The organism is Paenibacillus sp. FSL H7-0737 (assembly GCF_000758545.1).
Classification (GTDB): domain Bacteria; phylum Bacillota; class Bacilli; order Paenibacillales; family Paenibacillaceae; genus Paenibacillus_AQ.
On the sequence record NZ_CP009279.1, the window covers coordinates 2,420,932 to 2,442,163 of the forward strand.

20 protein-coding genes are annotated in these 21,232 nt (G+C 43.3%); 13 read left to right on the forward strand and 7 right to left on the reverse strand.

Going from position 1 to position 21,232, the window contains the following annotated elements:
• The first annotated feature begins 1 nt into the window (after position 1).
• The 7 genes from H70737_RS10270 (at position 2) to H70737_RS10300 (ending at position 5,882) form a co-directional block, all read left to right on the forward strand.
• On the forward strand, positions 2 to 430 hold the full coding sequence (locus H70737_RS10270; protein WP_042186929.1) for a DinB family protein: 429 nt from the start codon (positions 2 to 4) through the stop codon (positions 428 to 430).
• 158 nt (positions 431 to 588) lie between these two features.
• Positions 589 to 996, forward strand: coding sequence for a MerR family transcriptional regulator (locus tag H70737_RS10275; protein ID WP_042186931.1), 408 nt, complete (start codon positions 589 to 591; stop codon positions 994 to 996).
• Between the two features lie 68 nt (positions 997 to 1,064).
• Positions 1,065 to 1,976, forward strand: coding sequence for an alpha/beta hydrolase (locus H70737_RS10280; RefSeq protein ID WP_052404240.1), 912 nt, complete (start codon positions 1,065 to 1,067; stop codon positions 1,974 to 1,976).
• A gap of 244 nt (positions 1,977 to 2,220) precedes the next feature.
• Positions 2,221 to 2,811: a TetR/AcrR family transcriptional regulator gene (locus H70737_RS10285; RefSeq protein ID WP_042186933.1), complete on the forward strand. Its 591-nt coding sequence runs from the start codon at positions 2,221 to 2,223 to the stop codon at positions 2,809 to 2,811.
• Positions 2,812 to 2,999: 188 nt separating this feature from the next.
• Positions 3,000 to 3,743, forward strand: coding sequence for an SDR family oxidoreductase (locus H70737_RS10290; RefSeq protein WP_042186935.1), 744 nt, complete (start codon positions 3,000 to 3,002; stop codon positions 3,741 to 3,743).
• A gap of 87 nt (positions 3,744 to 3,830) precedes the next feature.
• Positions 3,831 to 4,916 (forward strand): glycerol dehydrogenase, encoded by a 1,086-nt coding sequence (locus H70737_RS10295; RefSeq protein WP_042186937.1) that lies wholly within the window; start codon positions 3,831 to 3,833, stop codon positions 4,914 to 4,916.
• Positions 4,917 to 5,021: 105 nt separating this feature from the next.
• The gene (locus H70737_RS10300) at positions 5,022 to 5,882 is read left to right on the forward strand and encodes a divergent polysaccharide deacetylase family protein (protein ID WP_042186939.1); all 861 of its coding nucleotides are present in this window, start codon (positions 5,022 to 5,024) and stop codon (positions 5,880 to 5,882) included.
• On the opposite strand, the gene H70737_RS10305 is transcribed toward H70737_RS10300, so the two are convergent.
• Positions 5,869 to 6,621, reverse strand: a complete 753-nt coding sequence (locus tag H70737_RS10305) for an N-acetylmuramoyl-L-alanine amidase (RefSeq protein ID WP_231573420.1) — start codon at positions 6,619 to 6,621, stop codon at positions 5,869 to 5,871. The genes H70737_RS10300 and H70737_RS10305 overlap by 14 nt on opposite strands.
• 182 nt (positions 6,622 to 6,803) lie before the next feature.
• Here H70737_RS10305 and H70737_RS10310 point away from each other — a divergent pair, with 182 nt between their 5' ends.
• A complete protein-coding gene (locus tag H70737_RS10310; RefSeq protein ID WP_042186941.1) occupies positions 6,804 to 6,992 on the forward strand; it encodes a YqzE family protein in 189 nt (62 codons plus the stop codon).
• A gap of 170 nt (positions 6,993 to 7,162) precedes the next feature.
• On the opposite strand, the gene H70737_RS10315 is transcribed toward H70737_RS10310, so the two are convergent.
• From H70737_RS10315 to H70737_RS10325, 3 genes are all read right to left on the reverse strand, one after another.
• The gene (locus H70737_RS10315) at positions 7,163 to 8,194 is read right to left on the reverse strand and encodes a hypothetical protein (RefSeq protein ID WP_042186943.1); all 1,032 of its coding nucleotides are present in this window, start codon (positions 8,192 to 8,194) and stop codon (positions 7,163 to 7,165) included.
• A 155-nt stretch (positions 8,195 to 8,349) separates the two neighbouring features.
• Positions 8,350 to 9,414, reverse strand: coding sequence for a YqhG family protein (locus tag H70737_RS10320; RefSeq protein WP_042186945.1), 1,065 nt, complete (start codon positions 9,412 to 9,414; stop codon positions 8,350 to 8,352).
• A complete protein-coding gene (locus H70737_RS10325; RefSeq protein ID WP_042186947.1) occupies positions 9,411 to 11,156 on the reverse strand; it encodes a DEAD/DEAH box helicase in 1,746 nt (581 codons plus the stop codon). The genes H70737_RS10320 and H70737_RS10325 overlap by 4 nt, the downstream gene beginning before the upstream one ends.
• Before the next feature lie 415 nt (positions 11,157 to 11,571).
• On the opposite strand from H70737_RS10325, the gene H70737_RS10330 reads away from it, so the two are divergent.
• Together H70737_RS10330 and H70737_RS10335 are read left to right on the forward strand one after the other, a co-directional pair.
• A complete protein-coding gene (locus H70737_RS10330) occupies positions 11,572 to 14,199 on the forward strand; it encodes an adenosylcobalamin-dependent ribonucleoside-diphosphate reductase (protein WP_081951085.1) in 2,628 nt (875 codons plus the stop codon).
• Positions 14,200 to 14,359: 160 nt separating this feature from the next.
• Positions 14,360 to 14,731 (forward strand): hypothetical protein, encoded by a 372-nt coding sequence (locus H70737_RS10335; RefSeq protein ID WP_042186949.1) that lies wholly within the window; start codon positions 14,360 to 14,362, stop codon positions 14,729 to 14,731.
• Positions 14,732 to 14,777: 46 nt separating this feature from the next.
• Here H70737_RS10335 and H70737_RS10340 read toward each other — a convergent pair whose 3' ends face one another.
• Positions 14,778 to 15,176 carry a cytidine deaminase gene (locus H70737_RS10340; RefSeq protein WP_042186951.1) on the reverse strand — a complete coding sequence of 133 codons (399 nt, stop codon included), beginning with the start codon at positions 15,174 to 15,176 and terminating at the stop codon, positions 14,778 to 14,780.
• 267 nt (positions 15,177 to 15,443) lie between these two features.
• Between H70737_RS10340 and H70737_RS10345 the strand changes: the two genes are divergently transcribed.
• Positions 15,444 to 16,403, forward strand: coding sequence for a methylenetetrahydrofolate reductase (locus H70737_RS10345; RefSeq protein WP_231573421.1), 960 nt, complete (start codon positions 15,444 to 15,446; stop codon positions 16,401 to 16,403).
• 359 nt (positions 16,404 to 16,762) lie between these two features.
• A complete protein-coding gene (locus H70737_RS10350; protein WP_042186953.1) occupies positions 16,763 to 18,751 on the forward strand; it encodes an elongation factor G in 1,989 nt (662 codons plus the stop codon).
• A 15-nt stretch (positions 18,752 to 18,766) separates the two neighbouring features.
• Here the strand turns inward: H70737_RS10350 and H70737_RS10355 are convergent, their stop codons facing one another.
• Positions 18,767 to 19,105 carry a winged helix-turn-helix transcriptional regulator gene (locus tag H70737_RS10355; RefSeq protein ID WP_042126439.1) on the reverse strand — a complete coding sequence of 113 codons (339 nt, stop codon included), beginning with the start codon at positions 19,103 to 19,105 and terminating at the stop codon, positions 18,767 to 18,769.
• 152 nt (positions 19,106 to 19,257) lie between these two features.
• On the opposite strand from H70737_RS10355, the gene H70737_RS10360 reads away from it, so the two are divergent.
• Entirely contained in the window at positions 19,258 to 20,169 is a 912-nt protein-coding gene (locus tag H70737_RS10360; RefSeq protein WP_042186956.1) for a DsbA family oxidoreductase, read from the forward strand.
• A gap of 146 nt (positions 20,170 to 20,315) precedes the next feature.
• On the opposite strand, the gene H70737_RS10365 is transcribed toward H70737_RS10360, so the two are convergent.
• Positions 20,316 to 21,212: an AraC family transcriptional regulator gene (locus H70737_RS10365; RefSeq protein ID WP_081951086.1), complete on the reverse strand. Its 897-nt coding sequence runs from the start codon at positions 21,210 to 21,212 to the stop codon at positions 20,316 to 20,318.
• Positions 21,213 to 21,232: the final 20 nt, after the last annotated feature.

Here is a 21,232-nt window from a genome sequence, read left to right on the forward strand (position 1 = left end):
GATGACTATTACTTCAGTACTGCCCATCTGGCAAGCGGTTCAAGAGCGATTTCATAAAATGGTGAAGGCATTGCCGGAAGAAGATTTAAATCTTAAATTAGGGAATTCATCCATCGGAGGTTTGATTTCTCATAATGCCGAGGTAGAATTTATGTTTGCAGAGTGGTTCTTTGGTAGACCTAAACCTCAAGCCGATGACGCAGCATATACTACACTAAGTGAACTGGTGGATCTGCTGTCTGCTTCCAACGAGAATCTGATTGCAGCGATGCGGGAGCTTCCGGAAGATGCTTGGCATGTAAGCGTAGAGTCGTCTTTTGGCACATCTACTCCGCTTGAAGCGGTAGGAAGACTTATGTATCACACAGGTATTCATGCCGGACAGATTTCTCTAATACAGAAAAATGCGATTCGAAGTGAAGTGTTGTAGGTAGAAGAGTAGACATGGGGAAACGGCAGAAATGCCGTTTTTTTGTGTGTAAATAAGGAGTTTTAAATTGATCCCGATTAATTATTGGCTCTATTTTGATACCCTCTGTATTATCTGGATTTTGGTATAATATAGGGAATTCCAAGGGGGCGTAGATCATGACGGAATACTTGCGAGGTCAAATGGCCAAGATGGCAAATGTGAATATGGAAACACTGAGGTATTATGAGGAACTGGGTCTAATTAGTACACCTTTACGTTCGGAAGCCGGCTACCGTCTTTATTCTGAAGAAGCGCTAAGTCGACTTACGTTTATACATAATGCTAAGCAATGTGGATTCACCCTAAAGGAAATTAAAAAGGCATTGTTAAAATCGGAAAGCAGTGGCATTAGCATAGATGATTTTGTGAAAGTTGTAGATAAAAAAATGGATCGAGTCCGCAATGAAATTGCAAAGCAGGAGATAAAGCTTGCTTCTCTCGCAGACTTGAGAACAAATTTATTAGCCAAGGATAAACATCCTGGAGTACAGTCAACGCTAGAAATCCTGAAAATGGAATCTTAACTTGACCTTGTAGTCACCTACAGGCTTTACACTTTGAGTTGAAAAGACCTGTAGGAGGGATTATCGATATGGAAAAGACGAGTATAGAACAGCTTGCAGCGATCAAAGATTACCTGAAACAAAACAATCGGTTTGAAAGTAAGTCTGTAGAGCATATCCGGCAAGAAATGGTTGAGGCGGCTGCGAATATGCCCAGTCATACGGATGTTACAGTCGAGCGGGTCAGGGTTGGGCCATTAAGCGGAGAGTGGATCATTCCTGTGGAAGCAGCTCCACCTGATGATAAAGTGATTCTTTATTTTCATGGTGGTGGTTTTGTTTCAGGAACCTGTGAGTTTTATCGGGATCTAGCAGCACGAATTGCAAAGGCGAGTGGCATGAAAGTGCTAATTATTGAGTATCGCCTTGCACCCGAGTATATCTATCCCGCCGCTAATGAAGATTGTATAGGGGCTTACCGGTGGTTGCTTGCGAACGGATATTCTGCCAGTGATATCGTGTTTGGAGGAGACTCTGTTGGAGCCAGCCTTGCGCTGATGACACTGATTAGTTTGAGAGATGAGGGGAGCGAGTTACCAGCAGGTGCTTTTTTAATCTCGCCGCATACAGATCTTGTTCATTTGGATGGTGAATCGTATCATAGTCGTGCGGAGCTTGATCCGACAGGTAGCTTGGAAGGGAATAAACGGATACTTGAATCATATGTAGGTACTCGAACCGAGTGGGCTTCAATATTATCGCCGTTAAGAATGAGTTTGCAGGGATTGCCTGATTTACTTGTTCAAGTAGGCGACCATGAGGTGCTATTAAGCGATTCAACGAGGTTGGCTGAACGGGCGAGAGGAGCGGGTGTTCATGTGGAACTGGAAATATGGGATAATATGTGGAGTGTTTTTCATTTCTTAGCGTACATGCTCCCAGAAGCAGAGCAGGCGATTACGAAGATTGGTAAGTTTGTTAGGGCGAAGCTGGACGAGTGAGTAAGTAGATGAAAGAAATGAACCTTCTTGAGAAATCAAGGAGGTTTTTTGTTGTTGGGGTATGGTAAGTACTCAGCGGCTGATGAGAATTGGATACTGAAATGTGGATCTTAGTTTGATAAGTTTGTGCACGTATATACTGATAATGATTTTACAAATGACAAAGTAATATTATTGTCAGTTCGTTTTTGAATATTATATGCTATGATAAGTACCATCAGAAATAGAGTGAGGGGAAATATCGATGTCGAATGATCTTCCATTATCTAAAGAAAACATTTTGGATGCGGCTGAACAAGTACTCCGGCGTTTTGGCCCGGATAAGACTTCAGTTGTTGATGTAGCGAGGGTACTGAAGGTTAGTCATGGTACGCTATATAGACATTTTTCCAGTAAAGCAGCTTTGCGCGAATCGGTAACCGAAAGATGGTTGCATCAAAATATTTTAGCCCCATTAAAGGACGTTACTGAGCAATTTGATGGGAATGCCAAAGAGCAGCTACATCTGTGGTTAGATACTCTAATTCACAGTAAACGGAGCTATGCTGTAGATGATTCCGAAATGTTTGCTATGTACGCCTCCGTAACTTTAGAAGCCGTAGATATGATTACCCAACACATAGATCAATTAATTGGGCAACTCGCACGCATTCTTGAAAAAGGTATACAAACCGGGGAGTTTAAAGCATTGGAATCAGAGGTTACGGCAAGAGCTATTTTTAATGCAACATCACGATTTCATCATCCTGCTCATGCGAAAGAGTGGCAGTCGGGTTCGATTGATCAGGAGTTTGCCTCTGTTTGGGATTTGATGCTTTCCGGAATTTCGTCATAAATTGTTATAGCATATTTCATAATAGAAAAATGATGGACTAAACCTTTTGATGAAGATCGGAAGGTTTTTTTGCGTCTGGAGAACAATTATATTGAATGACAAAAAATAATAATTGTCACTTGTTATTTGCGAGTGTTAGATTTATAATCAGACCAACAAGAAAGGTAAACGAATAGGAGGAATAAAAGATGGATCAGAATTTGGATGGAAAAGTTGCATTAGTGACTGGAGCTTCAAGAGGTATGGGACGGGAAATTGCGGAGAACTTGGCGTTACATGGTGCGAAGGTTGTTGTTAATTATGCAAGCAGTTCAAGCAAGGCAGAGGAAGTTGTGAACGAAATTAAGCAAAAGGGTGGAGAAGCTATCGCTATCCGAGCGGATATCAGCCAAGTGGCAGAGCTAGAACAATTATTCCAAGCCACATTGGAAGCTTATGGACAAATCGATATTCTCGTTAACAACGCAGGCATTATGATCACAAAGCCGATTGCAAGTATGACGGAAGAAGACTTCGACAAACAGTTCGCTATCAATGTGAAGGGTACCTTTTTTGCTTGCCAGCAAGCGGCAAAACATATGAGTGAGAACGGACGGATCATTAATTTCTCGACATCGGTTACAGGCCAGATGTTCCCAACCTACAGCGTTTATGCGGGAACAAAGGGAGCAGTGGAACAATTCACTCGTCAGCTAGCTAAAGAATTTGGACGAAAGGGAATCACCATTAATGCGGTTTCGCCAGGTCCTGTTAATACGGAGCTTTTCACAGTTGGGAAGTCAGCTGAAGAGATTACGAATGTTGGGAGTATGAATTCTTTTGGACGCTTAGGTGAGCCTGAGGATATCTCGAGTGTAGTACTGTTTCTAGCCAGTAAGGAATCACAGTGGGTTACGGGCCAGACGATTCGTGTGAACGGCGGATTTATTTAAGACAAAAGTCTATAGCATCTTTTTTTATAGCCAGTCTGAAGCAACACTCCTTAGAATAAAAGAATATACAAAAAGAGGAGTGAAACCATGACGCAGATCATATGTTCACCGACTAAATATATTCAGGGGTATGGCGAGATTCGTAAGCTGGGAGATTATTGTTTGCAGCTAGGATCGAACAGAGCTTTTGCGATTGTAGATCCTTATATTTTTTCCATGTACAAGGAGGATATCTTACACAGCTTTGAAGTGAACGATATTCCCCTTATGATGCGCGAATTCAAGGGTGAGTGCAGCCGTAATCAGGTGGTTGAGATAGTGCTAGAACTTGGCCTGAAGGATGCTGAAGTTATCTTAGGAATCGGTGGCGGTAAGACCCTAGATACGGCAAAAGCAGTAAGCCACATGGCGGATCTCCCGGTAGTTATTGTACCCACAGTGGCCTCGACGGATGCACCTTGCAGCGCAATATCAGTGTTGTATACGGACGAAGGTGACTTCGACTGTTATCTTCCATTAAAAAGAAATCCTGATATGGTGATCGCAGATATAGATATCATCGCTAAAGCCCCTGCAAGATTGCTGGCGGCTGGAATGGGTGATGCTTTGTCCACCTATTACGAAGCAAGAGCTTGCCGTGAATCTGGAGCGGTTACTCATGCAGGCGGGACTAGCACAATCGCAGCATTCTCTTTAGCACGTGCTTGTCTGGACACACTTCTTGCTGAAGGTGAATCCGCACTCCTGGATGTTAAACAGGGGAGCACCTCTTCTGCAGTGGAACATATTGTTGAAGCTAATATTTACTTGAGCGGCGTTGGGTTTGAGAGCGGTGGGCTTGCTGCAGCCCATGCTATTCATAACGGACTGACCCTGCATGAGGAATGCAGGAATGTGTTATATGGTGAGAAGGTTGCCTTTGCTACGATCGTGCAGTTGGTCTTGGAGAAGGCTTCAGAAGATGAGATCGCTCAGGTCATTGCTTTCTGCAAAAAAGTCAGCCTTCCCGTTACACTTAAGGAGCTTGGGATCACCAGTAGCGATATGGATAAATTAATGGTGGTTGCAGAAGCTAGCTGCTCCCAGGATAGCCCAATGAAGAATATGCCATTTGAAGTTCAATCTGTGGATGTGCTGGAAGCAATCCTTGCCACAGACAAGCGCGGGTATTAGCAACAGCTCTATTGTAAATTATTGCGAACCCTCCCCGTACATATTTAACCTTCTTGAACCAAACAATGAGAACAATTGTTTAAGACGAAGGAGGAGTTCCTCTTGATGAAGGACAGTCGAAAGGTTAAACGTTACTTACTGAATTGGTTTGCTGTTGCTGCAGTATTGATTACCACAATTGTTCCGGCTACGCCGGCTGTCTCTGCTGCCACGTCTAAAGACAACGCTACAAATACGCAGCTTGAAGAGAGTGCACCCAAACGTGATAAGGTCGCTATCATTATTGACGATTTCGGCAATGGCATGAAGGGGACAGACGAAATGTTCTCGTTACCGATAAAGCTTACTGTAGCCGTCATGCCTTTTTTACCTACATCCGTAAAGGATGCCACCCGCGCCCATGAACGCGGAGATGATGTTCTGGTTCATTTGCCGATGGAGCCGCGCCAAGGTAATCCTAAATGGCTTGGACCAGGAGCCATATTGGCCAAAATGTCCGATGAGGAAGTACGACAAAAGGTTGAGGCAGCACTCGATAATGTTCCTTATGCGATCGGGATAAATAACCATATGGGTTCGAAAATTACCGGAGATGAGCGGATTATGGCAGTAATCTTATCTGTATGCAAAGAACGAGGATTATTTTTTGTAGACAGCAAGACCAACTACCGTTCCGTTGCTGGCAATATGGCTTATCGTATGGGGTTGCCACGCGTAGAGAACCATATCTTTTTAGATGACACACATACAGCAAGTCATGTTCTGAAACAAATGGGTCTCGTCAAAGACATGGCGAAGGATCAACGATTTTGTGTAACGATTGGTCATGTTGGTGTATTTGGGAAAGAGACCGCCGCAGGAATCCGCAGCGGTATTGAACAGATGAAAGACAATGTTGAGTTTATAGGGATTTCTGATCTGGTTAAAAACGAGATGAAATGGAGCTCCCAACTTAAACTTCCATAAGATAAGCTACAATACCATCAGCGATGGCTTCAGCGATTTGTTGCTGCCCTTTAGGGGTGCATAACTTTGCGCGGTCAGTCGGACTGCTTACAAAACCCGCCTCAACGATAACAGTTGTGGCGGTTATTTTGTTGAGTAAATAAAAGGGCTTGCCTGGTCTTGGATGAGCCTCGACATCGTAAAGATTGTTTAGCTGATGCTGAATGGACTTAGCAAGCATGAAGCTACGGCCCTCTTGACGGTACAATACAAGTGGACCATGTTTGGAAGGGGAAGGCGCCCAGTTAATATGGATGCTTACCACTACAGTAGCAGGTAATGTCTCAGCGAGCTCTTTACGCTGTGCAAGATCCCGAAGATGTCGAGATTTACTACGCAGCCAGCGGTTCTCATCACTTGGGGCATAATCTCCATTGCGATTTAAAGCAACGTCAAAGCCATCGCTACCCAGAAGTAGAAATAATCGACGTGAGATATCTAAGGTGATATCTTTTTCAAGAATATTACCGTAGGAAGTTCCACCGTCGATGCCTCCGTGTCCCGCATCAATTAGGATCATACGATGTCCGTGACCTAATAAATGCTGACGGTCATCCTTCATCACAGGTTTCTCTGGTGTCGCAGAGGCTAAGGAGCTGCCCATAAACAACATTAGTAGTCCTAGGGTAGTTAGAGTGATTCGAAAGCCACATAGAGCAGCTGCTGTTCTGGAAAAGGATTGTTTTCTCCAGTTGTTCAAGTGAAACGCCTCCTTGCAAGTGAATAACGTCTTCTGGATTCTTTGTTAGATTGTGCTTTAATAGGTAAACCTATTCGACAAATCAGAAGTCTGTAGTTTAGATCCAAGTGGAGTGGTGCACACTAAGACCATGGAACGGATGCTGATAATCTGAATTCACTTACATTTTAGGAGGTGTTAAAATGGCTTCCGGTGGCGATGAGCTTGTAAAGTATATAACGGAGAAGGTAGTCGTATATATCGAGGATCCGCGTGCCATTCATGCTCGTAGAGCGGCTACGAAGCAGCCGTGGTCACAGAAATGGTTTGGCATGCTCCCGCTTGGGTGGTCTATCTGGCGAAGCAAGTGGAGTCATGATAAAAAAGACTAAAGGTTAAATAGCAAATAACCTTCCAGTGCCATTATTCATGGGTGCAGTGGAAGGTTATTTGCATTTGTTTAAATATAAGAATTTATATGCTTACGTTATAAATTATCCTTCTATTTCTCGCATAAACACTTACCGTCCTCATAAGGACGCCGAAGGCGTTTATGCTTGTGTTAACGATTATATCCGAGTGCTTTGGTCGTTCTGTCTGGCAGCTTATGCAGTGTTCCATTATTTTGTAGTGCAGTGAGTGGTAAGTATCGTTTTCCTTCAGGGCCTGAGGCCGCGTATACGGTAGTTTTATTGTTCTCAGCTTGACCTTGAGAAGACTGCCAGCTCTGATAGCCTGTAATCATAAACGGTGCCCCGACAAGGTCGTTTCGCCCAGCAGCTTGATAAGCGATGCTTTCCTTAGGTCTGATCAGAAGTGCGATATTGTCGCCGCTCACTGTAGTTAGTTTAGGAGCAGTCAGCCATAGGATATCTTCGTAAGGATCATCTGACCCTCCACTATTGAAGGCCGATAACGGTGATACGTCAGGATTAAGATTAGTAATTACATCTGTTGCTGGAGGCTGCTCTTTAAGGACTTCTTCCGCCTTGCTCAGTGTCCAAGGTAAAATTTGCGGTACGGAAGCATTGATGTAAACCGTCTTTTCGTCAATGGTTATTTTCCAGACCGGTAGAAGTGGTGCATATAAAGCAGTAAGGTTTATTGTTCCTGAAAAAGATGATGTAATGAGACCTTTCTGCACCAAAAACTGGCGCAGATCATTTAAACTGTATGGGAGTCCGTAAGTGCCGGCTCCATATTCACTTAGCATATATCCGCCTGTATCGGTGGCGGAAATGATCATGTATCCGATCCGCTCTTCGCCTTTCATTACATTTACAAGCCAGCCATGTGTACCTGGACCAAGGGGATAATATTCTATCCTTGCATCCTTCCAGGCTGTAAATGGAGCTTCTGCAGCGAGCTTGTTCAGTGTAGCCTTAGCGAATTCTTGGACCGTACTGGGTGAAGGTAAGGTACTCATCTTCAATACAGGAATTGCATCCTGCGTGACTGACTGGATCACACTTACTCTGGCCAGCGCCAGCGCTGAAGGAGAACCAGAACTGGATACAAACAGTCCAAAGCTTAGAAGCAGGAGGAGGCATCCTTGACCCGCAAGTTTCAGCCTCCGCCGCAAACTTATTTTCATGGCGTCGATCACCTTTCTTTGTTAAGAAATGTCAGGAAAGTTAAGCTTTACTCTATTGTAGTGGACAGGCTATAAAAAGGCTGTTGCTTGCTGTCGCGCTTGAAGGCGGAAGTTCTCTTGTTTTTTTGCCTGCTTTTAGCGAGTAGGGTCGCATTCTATAGGCTTCGCAGATGAAACAGTCCGTAGGTTATCGCAGAAACTGCAATTTGCGGCTCATATTGCCAAATGGTCTCCTGTCGACGACGGTTATACTGCTCTTGAGTGCCTAAACGTTTTTCTTCATCAGGCTCTTTCAGCAGCTCTCCGTAATAAATATCAATGATAGCCAGCTCGATTCTAAGACGCTCACGGGCCTGTTCTGCCCAAGTGTAATCGAGTTCGGCAAGATGAGAGGTAAGATGAGCCTCTAATAAATCTGTAGCGGCAGTCACTGTTAATTCATAAGGCTGAATATGGACGTTTTCTGGTAAACGGGGGATCATCTCCCGCGAGGCTATCTTAGTGTTAAAGTCATCAATGATGGTCCCTTTTGTCAGCGATATTCCAAGATAATGCAGTTCTTCCCGTTTCAAATCGCAGCTCATCTCCACTTTATAGCAGACGCCGAGCCACGGTTCATAAGCTGCAGAGAAGAGTGTATTCCGCTGCCTGCTACCGGGATCTTCAAATAAGTAAAGGCATTTCCCTTCATCTTGCGCCGCACTCCAAATTTGCTGCAGGCGCTTGCTACCATAGATGATATCTTCACGTCTTATCATACCGGGCCCAATTCGGGGCAATGCAGGTACAATACCGAAGTAGCGGGCTAGGATGCTATCTTCTGGATTTGAGGAGGGGACATGAACCACATTAGATTCAGGTGATGTTGGATTCAATAGATCTGCGCTAGCCTCAGCATCTGTTGTGGCGCCCATCGCTGGGTTTCCGGTAATTGGCGGATTCAATGCTCCGATGCTGCGATTTACCGTTGGCGGAACTTCTATAGCTGCCTGGCTATCGTATTTTTCCGGATCAAATACAAAAGTGAAGGAGAGTGTCTCCGGATCAACACCAGTACGCTCCACGAATCCCCAATAATAAGGTCGATCTGTAAGCATTCTGTCAGCTCTTGGCGATAGCTTTACAGTTACGTGAATGGGCGATACTTCAATAATGGAGCATTCTGTCGCCTCCAGATAATCCATAACATGTTTGCGTACTTCCTGTGAGTTGAGGGTCATGTCGAAGTCTCACTTTCCTTTTTAATACCCTGAGTCAACTCACTTAGGGATTCACCGATATGATCAAGCTCATTTCGCAACTCTTCATCGGAGCGGGATTCGAGCATGATTTTGTATAAACTTTTCTCCAGCGATTCTTTCTTCTCAAAGCGCTCCAGAATCACATCCAGCCCGCCAATGACCATTTCGAACATATTGATCTTCTCGTGTAGCAGATGCAGAATATGTTCTTCAATCGTGCCCTGCGTGGACAAATTATAGATAACCACGTCATTTTCCTGACCTAACCGGTGCACCCGCCCAATCCGTTGTTCTACTCTCATGGGATTCCAAGGCAGATCGAAGTTGATCATGTGGTGACAGAACTGCAGGTTAATGCCCTCACCACCCGCCTCAGTAGCGATCATGACTTGAGCACGACCGCGGAAGAGGTCCATCATCCAGTCCTTTTTACCACGATTCATCCCGCCGGAATAAGAAACACACATTAGCCCATGTTCGCGGAAATACTGAAGCAAATATTCTTGAGTCGCGCGATACTCCGTAAAAACGATGACCTTTTCATTCATTTCTTGAATGAGAGATAGTGTTGTTTCGGCTTTGGTATTGGTCTTGACCGTACGAAGTGTCTGCAATAGCTCCATCATCCGATCGCGTTTCGGCGAATCAGCAGGCAGCTTCTTGATCAGATTAACTAAAGTGATGAAGACGGCATCCCTACTGCTGCACACCTCACGCTGAAGCGTTACCAAGGAAAGCATGCTGCTAAGATTGCCGCCTGATTCCTGATACTGATCTTTAACAAAAGAAGTGACAGCGTCATATAATACTCTCTCTTCCTGTGAAAGAACTAGCGGAATATTACGGACTTTTCGTTTCGTAAAGTTAACTGGACCTTCGCCACGCCGATTGCGGATCATCACCTTCGATAGCTCGTCCCTTAGCTGACCTTCATTCTTAGGTTGGCGTTTATCAACGACGAAATTCGAAGCAAAATCACCCTGATTTCCTAGTTGCCCCGGTTTCAGTAAAGTGATCAAATTAAATAGTTCGCCCAGATCATTCTGAACGGGAGTAGCGGTTAGGAGCAGGCAATATTTTTTGCGTAATTGCTGTACAAATAGATAATTGGTCGATTTCTTGTTCTTTAGCTTATGCGCTTCATCAATAATCAACATGTCATATTCATTTTCCAGCAGCATCTCTTTATGAGGATCGCGCTTCGCGGTATCCATAGATGCGACGACAATCGCATTCCCCCAGGAATATGCTTTTTTCTGTGCAACAGCAGAGATGCCAAACTTGGCATTCAGCTCGCGGACCCACTGCAATACGAGGGAAGCGGGTACCAGAATAAGCACTTTAGAGACTAGACCGCGGACAAGATATTCCTTGAGTACAAGTCCTGCTTCAATCGTCTTTCCTAGTCCAACCTCATCTGCAAGAATCGCGCGGCCCGACATCTCAAACAAAACCTTATGCGCGGTATCGAGCTGATGAGGAAGCGGGGATAATCCGGATAAATGCTTCATGCATTGCAGCTCATCGAAGCTGGTTACTAGACCCGTTTGTTCACCTTGCACAGCAAGCTTGGACAGACGGTAGTCTCCCCATGGACCACCTTTATCTAGTTTGAGTTCTAGATCCTGCAGCCAATTCCGGTCAAAAGAAAGAGGAACAGGCAGTATAGGCGCTGACTTTCCACCTTTGTGAGGTAGAGAATTACGGAATAATTGCGTCATGGTACAGCCTCCTCAGGTGCTATTTCATATCATCATTCGTAGGAGTAGTATGCTCTTAAACAAGAGAATTCATAACCTTCTATTTTTCTTGATAGCCTTTAAAAAAGAGAGTAAAAGCGAGAAAACGCGGCAAGGTTTGCGATATTTCGGCTGCTTAACTCTATTTTCGAAAAAGACCTTCGATACAATATGTGGTATAGTTTAAAAGCTGACGCACACAATATATTGTGACAAAAGCATGAAAATGTTATTTTTTTAAAGTGCGTAGCTGCTATTTGTTATTGACAAGATGAACTTCCTACATACACCCGTAAGACGGAAGATAAGTGTAAGGAAGTTTTTGTTGTGGGTCACAAAATGTACGCCCACACCTGAACTGGAACTAATATTTACTACATTGCGGGAGGTTTTTCTATTGGGTAAAGTGGAACGTAAGCAACGCCTTGAAGGGCTAAGTGAAAAAATATTTTTGGATCGTTATGCTTGGAAGGATGCCGACAGCAATAATGCTAAAGTGGGCGATGTTGTACTCGTTCTAACAAAAGATGATCCGAAGTTTCCCACGAAGGAAGTCGGAGAGATCGTAGAACGTAACGGCAGAATCGTAACCGTGAAGACGCGCAGCGGCGAACTTGTGAAATCAGATGTTGAAAAGCTGACGCTTAATATTGAAAAAACACCAGAGGAAATGTGGGATCGTCTGTCTACAGCTATGGCTTCTGTGGAGAAGACGCCTGAGCTTCAAGAAGAATGGGCGGGTAAATTCCGTTCGATTCTGGATGATTGGAAGCTCGTACCGGGTGGTCGAATTGCTGCTGGTGCAGGCGCTAGTGAAGAACTAACCCTGTTCAACTGTTATGTAATTCCTTCTCCAAAAGATAGCCGTGGCGGCATTATGCAGACGTTGGCTGAAATGACAGAAATTATGGCTCGTGGTGGCGGTGTAGGGATTAACCTATCCTCTCTACGTCCACGCCGGGCAATTGTGAGAGGTGTTAATGGTTCTTCCAGTGGTTCTGTATCTTGGGGCGGTCTGTTTAGCTATACCACTGGATTAATTGAACAAGGCGGTAGCCGACGTGGTGCACTTATGCTCATGATTAATGACTGGCATCCAGATGTGGAGGACTTCATTACCGTAAAGCAAACGATGGGTCAAGTTACGAATGCGAACCTTTCGGTATGTGTGAGCAATAGCTTTATGAAGGCTGTAAAAGAAAATCTGGATTGGGATCTCGTATTTCCGGATACTACAGATCCAGAGTACAACGATGTGTGGGATGGCGATCTAGACAAGTGGAAGGCTGCAGGCAAAAACGTTATTCATTATCGCACCGTTAAAGCGCGTGATGTGTGGCGCACCATTATTGAATCCGCTTGGAAATCCGCTGAGCCAGGCGTTGTGTTCATGGAATACTACAATCAGATGTCCAACAGCTGGTATTTTAATCCGATCATTTGTACGAACCCATGTGGGGAGCAAGGACTGCCAGGCTGGGGAGTCTGCAATTTGTCCGCTGTGAACCTGTCCAAATTCTACGATGAGAAGAATCATGATGTAGACTGGGAAGATCTCGCGACTACGACGCGTTATTCCGTACGTTTCTTGGACAATGTCATTGATAAGACGCCTTATCATTTCCCGGAAAATGAAGCGAATCAGAAAAACGAACGCCGTGTGGGTCTCGGAACGATGGGTCTTGCTGAGCTGATGATCAAATTGAACATCCGTTACGGTAGCCCGGAATCTTTGGCGTTTCTGGACAAGCTTTACGGCTTTATGGCTCGTGAAGCATACCTTGCTTCTGCAGAGATTGCTGGGGAGAAGGGATCTTTCCTAGCTTTTGACACAGAGAAATATTTAATGAGCGGTTTTATGAAAAATATGCTCGAAACGTATCCAGAGGTTGGTGAAGCGATTCGTAAACATGGCATGCGTAACGTTACAGTGATAACACAAGCACCTACAGGTAGCACAGGTACAATGGTAGGCACCTCGACAGGTATTGAGCCTTATTTCGCCTTTAAATATTTCCGTCAAAGTCGCCTTGGCTACGATGAGCAGTTCGTTCCAATCGCCCAAGAATGGCTTGAAGCTCATCCAGGTGAAGAGCTGCCAGATTATTTCGTGACTTCGATGGATTTATCAGCTAAGGATCATATTCGTGCGCAAGCAGCGATTCAACGCTGGGTAGATAGCTCGATTTCCAAGACAGCCAACTGCCCGTCTGACTTCACAGTAGAAGAGACGGCTGAGCTATATGAAATGGCTTTCGATTTGGGCTGTAAAGGCGTTACGATCTACCGTGATGGTAGCCGTGATGTACAAGTTCTGCAAACCTCGAAGAAGGAAGATGCAGCAGAAGAGGTAGCTCCAGCAGTTGAAGTTGCAACGACTCCTGAAGCAAATGTTGTAACGGCAAGCCCAGCACCTCAAGCTCCTACTAAAGAGCTGGATAAACAATACAAAAAACGTCCGCAGGTTCTGCGCGGCGCAACCTATAAAATCAACACACCTTTTGGCATGGCATATATTACGATCAATGATCTTGATGGCACACCGGCAGAAATCTTCCTGAATGTAGGTAAAGCAGGTTCTGATGTCTTTGCGATGGCAGAAGCACTCGGTCGTGTCTGCTCCTTGTTCCTCCGTTATGGAGATCATGGTGAGAAGGTAGAATTATTGATCAAACATCTGAAAGGTATCGGCGGATCAGGTGCAATCGGCTTCGGTGCGAATCGAGTAGAATCCATTGCAGATGCTGTAGCTAAGGCATTGGAGACTCATGTACTGAATAACGCTCATGATGATCATTTGCCTGCACCAATTGCAGCAACTTTGGAGCTAGAAGATTTCAATGAAGCTTTAAATGCGGAGTTGAAAGCGAGTGTTGCTGCGGCAACGTCTACCGATGATAGTCATGGTGCGCATAACCACGCTACGGCTTCCCGTGACCTTTGCCCCTCCTGCGGCGGCGCTTCGCTGATTAATATTGAGGGTTGTAAGACTTGCGGGAACTGTGGGTATAGTCGTTGCGGGTAAACGGTAGAGCCAATAAATGTTTTATGGGAAAACTAGAAATGTGACTATGCATAGCTACTAAAAGCAAGCGATCATCGAGAGGAAGTGTTAACCTTTTATCTCAATGGATCGCTTGTTTTTTTTCAAAATTATAGATAATCATTGAGAGGTTTTTAACTATATGAGTTTGATAATTAGTGTAATTCAAAAGGGAAGTATAATTGTAGATACTAATTTTTTGGAGGAGCAGGTACCCGCGCCACATAATAATTTGTTTGGTTTCGAATCATGCAGAAAAACTCTCTGGGGAAATGATTTAATTAGTGAACTCGGATGTGAGTTAATATATTCTTTAAAGAATACGAATATTTTTGCATTTGATGAAGGAATAGAAAAACTGGAAAGTGAATTCCTTATTTTGCTTGATAATTTAGATACTATAGAACTACATACAGACTATGATAAAGAATTTATTGAATTTAGGGTAAGAAATGCTTTGGAAATGATAAAGGTAAATAAGCTTTTAAACACAAAAACACGCGTACTTGTCTAACACAGGTACGCGTGTTTTTGATATTCCACTATGGTAGGTATTATTTTTACATATCTAAATTTTTGAATGCGTAAGGCGATAAATCCCTTAAACTCAGCTCTAAGATTTCTTTTTTCTCATTGGTTAAATAGACAGGCATGTCGGGCAAACAGAATTCCGATAATACTTGTCTGCAGATACTGCATGGCGGCAGAAAATCCATTGTGTCACCTGCTACAGCTATAGCCTGAAAATCACCTTTAGTATAGCCCTTTGTAATAGCTGTGAAGATTGCTGTTCTCTCTGCACAGTTAGTAGCACCAAAAGATACATTTTCTACATTTACTCCATTAATAACATTTCCATCTTTAAGTAATAAGGCTGCTCCAACTGGAAATTTAGAATAAGGGGCATAAGCAGCTTTCTTTGTGTTACGTGCGCTTTCCATTAATTCTTCTTTATTCATAATACTCACCCTTTTTAAATAAGAATGAACCTTTCGGTCCCCTTATCGCCAACTTTAAGGTTGGCAGGACTTCTAATATTATAGTCAGACCAAATGGTTGTCAACATTAAAATCTAGAAGTTCCGCTTCCATGATGTACTACTCGATAAGTACCAATAGGGAATCATAGCTTTAAAATATAACTAGATATAGTAAATATAAGTTATACATATTAAGCCTGCCATGGTAGCCTTAACTTAAAAGAGACGTGTAGAGGAGTTTTTTATTTTGGGAGCGGCAGAGAGTACATTTAAACAAAAAATATTGAGCAAGAAACCTGGTATTTTAACATATGGGATGACACCACCGAAGGCAAGCCATTCACCAGAAAAGATATCAGAAATTGCACAGAAACAGGTTGAAAGACTTAAAAACGTTGATTTAGATGCTTTAATTCTTTACGACGTCCAGGAGGAAGCAGAAAGAGTTGATCATGAAAGACCTTACCCATATTTACCAACGATTGATCCGGCTGTCTATGGTGATAAATATTTAAGACAAGTGGAGGTCCCGAAAATAATTTATCGGTGCGTCGGTAATGATACAAGAGCTTCGTTCGCGGATTGGATTAAGACTGACGAAAGTGAAGACAGATTTTCCGTGTATGTGGGCGCTTCGTCAAGTAAGCAAGAGGTGAAATTGAATTTACCAGATGCTTATAAGCTAAGCAAACAGTTAAATAGTAATTTGAATTTTGGAGGAGTTGTCATTCCTGAAAGACATATAAAAAAGAATGATGAGCATACACGGATTGTCGAAAAGATTAACAATGGGTGCAGCTTTTTTATCACTCAGGCAACTTATAATGTAGAGGCATCAAAGAATTTATTGTCTGATTTATATTATTACAATACAAATAAGGGTTTTGAAATGGTTCCTATTTTATTTAATCTTGCACCATGTGGCACAGCGAAAACACTACAATTTATGAAATGGTTGGGGATCAGTATCCCGGGATGGTTAGAAAACGAGTTGAAATACTCGAACGATATTTTGGATAAATCCATTCAGCTATCTCAAAAAATATTTGAAGAACTATTTGAGTTCGGGATGGAGAAGGGAATTCCAATTGGATGCAGCATTGAAAGTGTTTCAACAACTAAGTTGGAAATTGAAGCATCCATTCAGCTTGCTAAAGATGTAAAGGCATTTCTAGATAAAAAGCTGTTGAGTCTAGAGAGTAGATGATTAATTGTTTTAAGGAGATTAGAAATATTAACGTTATCGCATTGAATTTTCTAACAGTGAATTCTCGTTTAAAATGAAAAACCACAAAACTAACTATTCATTGAGCCGGTAATCCTTTCTGTTAAGGGTTACCGGTTTTTTATAAGTTAATAGGGACATGATCATCATCTCAATAGCTTGTCTAGTGTCTTTCTTGCATATTATTCTAGCTAAATCCTTCATCGAGGATGGTTATGTCATTGGATAATATGGATCTTCGGGCGTTACCGCATGCTGTCGGTGGTGAGAGATTCTGTACAAGCTACTAGATTTCGGCTACGATTCTTATATAACAGATTGACTGAATGGATGGTAGAAATATGTATTGTAAACTGTCAGAAGCATCACCAATCACCATCGGACTGCTAGCACATGTTGATGCAGGCAAAACCACCTTCGCAGAGCAGCTCCTATACCATGCTTCCGGAATTAAGACTCGGGGGAGAGTCGATCATCAGGATGCCTTTTTGGATAGTCATGAGATGGAGCGGGCACGGGGGATAACGATTTTTGCTGACCAGGCGGTGATGAAATATAACGAACAATCGTATCAGCTCATTGACACACCGGGGCATGTCGATTTTTCAGCTGAGATGGAGCGCGCTTTACAGGTCATGGATTATGCGGTAGTCATCTTAAGTGCTGTGGAGGGCATTGAAGGGCATACTGAGACGGTCTGGCAATTGCTACAGGAATATGGCATACCCACTTTTATATTTATTAACAAAATAGATCGTACCGGTGCTGACGTCCAGCGTGTGCTAAAAGCGTTAAGACAGCAATTTTCGCCGGATATGTTGTATTTGGCAAAAGGTCTAGATCAGAGCATGCTGCCTGAAGAGGTCATTACCGCCGTTGCTGAGCGAGATGAAGCCTTGATGGAGGCATATTTCGAAGACAACATTGATCCTGGGCAGGTATTGGCTACGCTGAAACAAATGGTTAAAGAACGGGTGGTTTTTCCCGTTATGAGTGGAGCAGCTCTATTGGATCAGGGGATTGCGGAATGGATGCAGACGATGCAACTACTAATGGAATCGACTTATGAAGTAAACGCAGTATTCGAGGCACGAGTATATAAGGTGCGTCATGAGCTGCAAGGCACACGACTGACTTTTATGAAGATATTAGCTGGAAAATTACGGGTACGGGAGGATCTCTGCTATAGAACTTCAGAACATGAGGAGTTAAGCCAGAAAATCACTTCTATTCGTATCTATCATGGGGGGAAATATACTTCATGCGATGAAGCTTCCGCGGGACAGCTTGTTGCCGTTACGGGCCTAACTGATGCAGCCATTGGACTGGGTATAGGTAATCATTCAGATCGAGTAGAATCCCGTCTTGTGTCAGCGTTGAAATCCAAAGTTGTATTCAATTTGGGGATATCATCCAGAGAAGTGCTACGCTATTTCATGATCCTGCAAGCCGAAGACCCTACGCTGCAAGTGACATGGGAGGACAAGCTGGAGGAGATTCATGTTCATGTGATGGGAATGATCCAGCTAGAGGTACTTCAGCAGGTGGTGTTAGACCGTTTCCAGCTCAAGGTATCATTCTCCAAGCCAGAGATATTATACAAAGAGACGATCGCAGACATTGTGATTGGTTGTGGGCATTTCGAACCTCTTAAGCATTATGCAGAGGTGCATCTCCGGCTTGCGCCTGCGAAACGTGGTGAGGGAATTACATATCGCAGTACATGCCATGTGGAGCAGCTCAGCACAGGGTATCAGCATCTCGTCGGTCAGCATTTACTTGAAAAGGACCATCGTGGAGTTCTTACCGGCTCTCCCGTCACCGATCTGTATATAACGCTTTTAACCGGGGCAGCGCATCAGAAGCACACTCATGGCGGTGACTTTCGGGAGGCGACACTGCGGGCACTGCGGCAGGGATTGGAGCAAGCGAACAAGATTCTACTGGAACCCTATTATCAATTCAAAATCAAAGTCGATGCAGAGCTGATCGGACGCGTAATGTCTGATATACAGCTGGCCCATGGTGAATTTGACCCGCCAGAAATGCTAGGTGAATCGATGTTTATTCAGGGACGTGCGCCTGTCGCGACGTTCATGCATTATGCAGTAGAGCTTGCTTCATTCACGAAGGGCAAGGGAGCAATCTCGATGAAGTTAGGCGGTTATCAGCCATGTCATAACCCGGAACAGGTCATCGCAAGGATTGGATACGACCGCAGCGCTGATCCTGAGTACACCTCCAGCTCTATGTTCTGTGCAAAGGGAGCGGGATATAGCGTTCCTTGGGATGAAGCGCCTTCGTATATGCATTTGGAGATTCAGGAATAGGAGTGAGAAAGCATTCTAGGAATTATCCTTCACCCCAATATTTCTTTGTCCCCATTCAACAACGGATTCAATTAAAGGCACTAATTCTTTTCCAGATGAAGTCAGAGAATACTCAACTCTTGGTGGCACTTCGTTATACTGCTCCCGATGAATGATTCCATATTCTATAAGATCCCTCAGTGAGTTGGTTAAGGTAGTCCCTGTTATTCCATGCAGTCTTCTTTTTAACTCGTTATAGCGTATGTTGTCGTTCTCACTTAGAATGGCTAGGATCGGGAGGTTCCACTTTCCGCTGATTACATGGAATGCAAAGGTTGCAGGACATAATTGATCAAGTCTAAATTCGTATTTCATACATAACTCCTGTCCAATAGTATTATTAAAGATACTTAGTATTAAAAATAAACGTACTTGTTTGAATTTGTATTGGTATTATAATACTCCCATACAAAGAACTTCTACAAGAGGGCACTTTCTTTGATTCTCCAGCGAAAGGTGATTTATATATGAATAATTCAAATATGATGTGTGACGTTAAAACCGGTGTCTGTGGGCCAGGGGATGAAGAGCAAATGGAAATGATCGACTTTAATCTACAGTCCCCCAAAATCACACTTTACTATGCAACAGATCCGATCTGTTCCCACTGTTGGGCGCTTGAGCCGGTACTCAATCGTTTTATTCTGCAGTATGGTCAATATTTTAACGTGAAGACGATTTTGGGTGGTTTGCTTTCTAGCTGGCATGGTTTTGCAGATGTCTCCAATGGCATTCAACAGCCTTCAGATGTTGCGGAGCATTGGAGAGAAGTCGGTTTACATTCACGTATGCCTATCGATGGTTCTTTGTGGAAAAACAATCCGATTCTTTCTTCGTACCCGCCATCTAGAGTATACAAGGTTATACAAAATATATATCCGGGTAAAGAAAATGAGTTTTTGCGTCAGGCAAGAGAAGCTGTATTCGCCTTCAATCAGAATATTGGAGAGGAGAAAACATTAGTTGATATAGTCAACAACATTGGGCTAAATGGCGAAGAAATAGTGGCGGATGCTGCTCTTGGATCGGCACAAGATTTGTTAGAGCAGGATTTTGAGTTAGCAGGCAGACTTGGTGTACGTGGATTTCCAACCATTATCATGGTGAATGAAGAAAATAAAGGTGTTAAAATTGTGGGGGCACGATCATTAGAAGCCTATGTCGACGGACTTCAACAAGTTTACAATGGAGATGTAAAAGCTGAAAATGTTCCACCTCTCTCTGAACTTATCAAGGAAGGAAACATTTTGTTCTCCAAGGAAATTGAAGTGTTGTATGATATTGAATCTAGTGATATGGAGTCATTTATAGCCACGGAAATGATAGAGGGGTCATACAGTATTAAGCGTGTTTTAGGTGAATCATACGTTGTATCTTAATTATAATAAAAGAAGCCAATAACCCAAGATATCTTTGGACTTATTGGCTTCTTTGGCATTCGCTTTGATAAACCAAATAGAGGAGAAAATAATGGGAAATGATAAATTAAATATCGGAATGATCTTGGGAAGCACCCGTCAACAAGCTAATATGAACGGGAAGGTGTACGAGATTTCTTTCGGTAATTCTGAGGCGTCAATCCAGTCTCATTACGAAAAACTGATGAAAAATAGCTCGCACTTTGAAATCCGCAGTTCAACGCAATTTCACTAATCGATCGATTAGTTCCTACCAGCATCTCGGAGCTCTTTTGAATACGATATCGCACTAGGTAAGTATTAGGCGTTTGGCCAATGTATGTGCCAAACAACTCGCAACATCTGCTCCTGCAAACAGACCCAGCGGTAGCGATGTCATTCAGGGTTACTCTAAGGTCAAAATGATGATGAATATATCCCGTCATTTTCCAAACGGCAATCCATGACTGGTCATCATTTATCTGCCCAGGAACCCTCTGTATATGATCTCCGACGTCTGCACAAAGTGATGTAGCCAGTGAAAGAAGGCGTAGTGGGTTGCAAGGAATGCTGTTCATTTCTTCATAAATCCGATGTAAGGAATGCAGGATTTCCTTTCCCCACGTGCTTTGCGAAGTAATCATAATATAGTCTTCAGTATTAGAACCGAATTTCTCATCCCAATATACTTTGCCTACATGTGTGTTTATTCCGAGTAGTGAAGGATGAACAGCAACGACGATGAATGTACAATCCAATTTATTGGTGGAGAAACCATAATGCATACGCTTGCTATTAACGAATATTCCGTTACCTCGTTCAATCAGTACAATTTCTCCGTTTACAAAATACTCCATCTCCCCATCTAGCACTAAAATAAATTCCAAGTCCGGATGCCAATGGCATGCTGCTGCATATTTATCGAAATGATTAAGTGCTCCTTTTCGTACGTATAGCGGAAAATCAGGAAGATTATAATTTAGTTCTTCCGATAAATCAGAGAATACTTCCAGCTCTGCACTCACAATCACATCTCCCTCAAACA

What these genes read in the sequence shown, in the direction of transcription:
- H70737_RS10270 (WP_042186929.1), top strand. Translation starts at nt 2, where the DNA reads ATGACTATTACTTCAGTACTGCCCATCTGGCAAGCGGTTCAAGAGCGA.
- H70737_RS10275 (WP_042186931.1), top strand. Translation starts at nt 589, where the DNA reads ATGACGGAATACTTGCGAGGTCAAATGGCCAAGATGGCAAATGTGAAT.
- H70737_RS10280 (WP_052404240.1), top strand. Translation starts at nt 1,065, where the DNA reads ATGGAAAAGACGAGTATAGAACAGCTTGCAGCGATCAAAGATTACCTG.
- H70737_RS10285 (WP_042186933.1), top strand. Translation starts at nt 2,221, where the DNA reads ATGTCGAATGATCTTCCATTATCTAAAGAAAACATTTTGGATGCGGCT.
- H70737_RS10290 (WP_042186935.1), top strand. Translation starts at nt 3,000, where the DNA reads ATGGATCAGAATTTGGATGGAAAAGTTGCATTAGTGACTGGAGCTTCA.
- H70737_RS10295 (WP_042186937.1), top strand. Translation starts at nt 3,831, where the DNA reads ATGACGCAGATCATATGTTCACCGACTAAATATATTCAGGGGTATGGC.
- H70737_RS10300 (WP_042186939.1), top strand. Translation starts at nt 5,022, where the DNA reads ATGAAGGACAGTCGAAAGGTTAAACGTTACTTACTGAATTGGTTTGCT.
- H70737_RS10310 (WP_042186941.1), top strand. Translation starts at nt 6,804, where the DNA reads ATGGCTTCCGGTGGCGATGAGCTTGTAAAGTATATAACGGAGAAGGTA.
- H70737_RS10315 (WP_042186943.1), bottom strand. Translation starts at nt 8,194, where the DNA reads ATGAAAATAAGTTTGCGGCGGAGGCTGAAACTTGCGGGTCAAGGATGC.
- H70737_RS10320 (WP_042186945.1), bottom strand. Translation starts at nt 9,414, where the DNA reads ATGACCCTCAACTCACAGGAAGTACGCAAACATGTTATGGATTATCTG.
- H70737_RS10325 (WP_042186947.1), bottom strand. Translation starts at nt 11,156, where the DNA reads ATGACGCAATTATTCCGTAATTCTCTACCTCACAAAGGTGGAAAGTCA.
- H70737_RS10335 (WP_042186949.1), top strand. Translation starts at nt 14,360, where the DNA reads ATGAGTTTGATAATTAGTGTAATTCAAAAGGGAAGTATAATTGTAGAT.
- H70737_RS10340 (WP_042186951.1), bottom strand. Translation starts at nt 15,176, where the DNA reads ATGAATAAAGAAGAATTAATGGAAAGCGCACGTAACACAAAGAAAGCT.
- H70737_RS10350 (WP_042186953.1), top strand. Translation starts at nt 16,763, where the DNA reads ATGTATTGTAAACTGTCAGAAGCATCACCAATCACCATCGGACTGCTA.
- H70737_RS10355 (WP_042126439.1), bottom strand. Translation starts at nt 19,105, where the DNA reads ATGAAATACGAATTTAGACTTGATCAATTATGTCCTGCAACCTTTGCA.
- H70737_RS10360 (WP_042186956.1), top strand. Translation starts at nt 19,258, where the DNA reads ATGAATAATTCAAATATGATGTGTGACGTTAAAACCGGTGTCTGTGGG.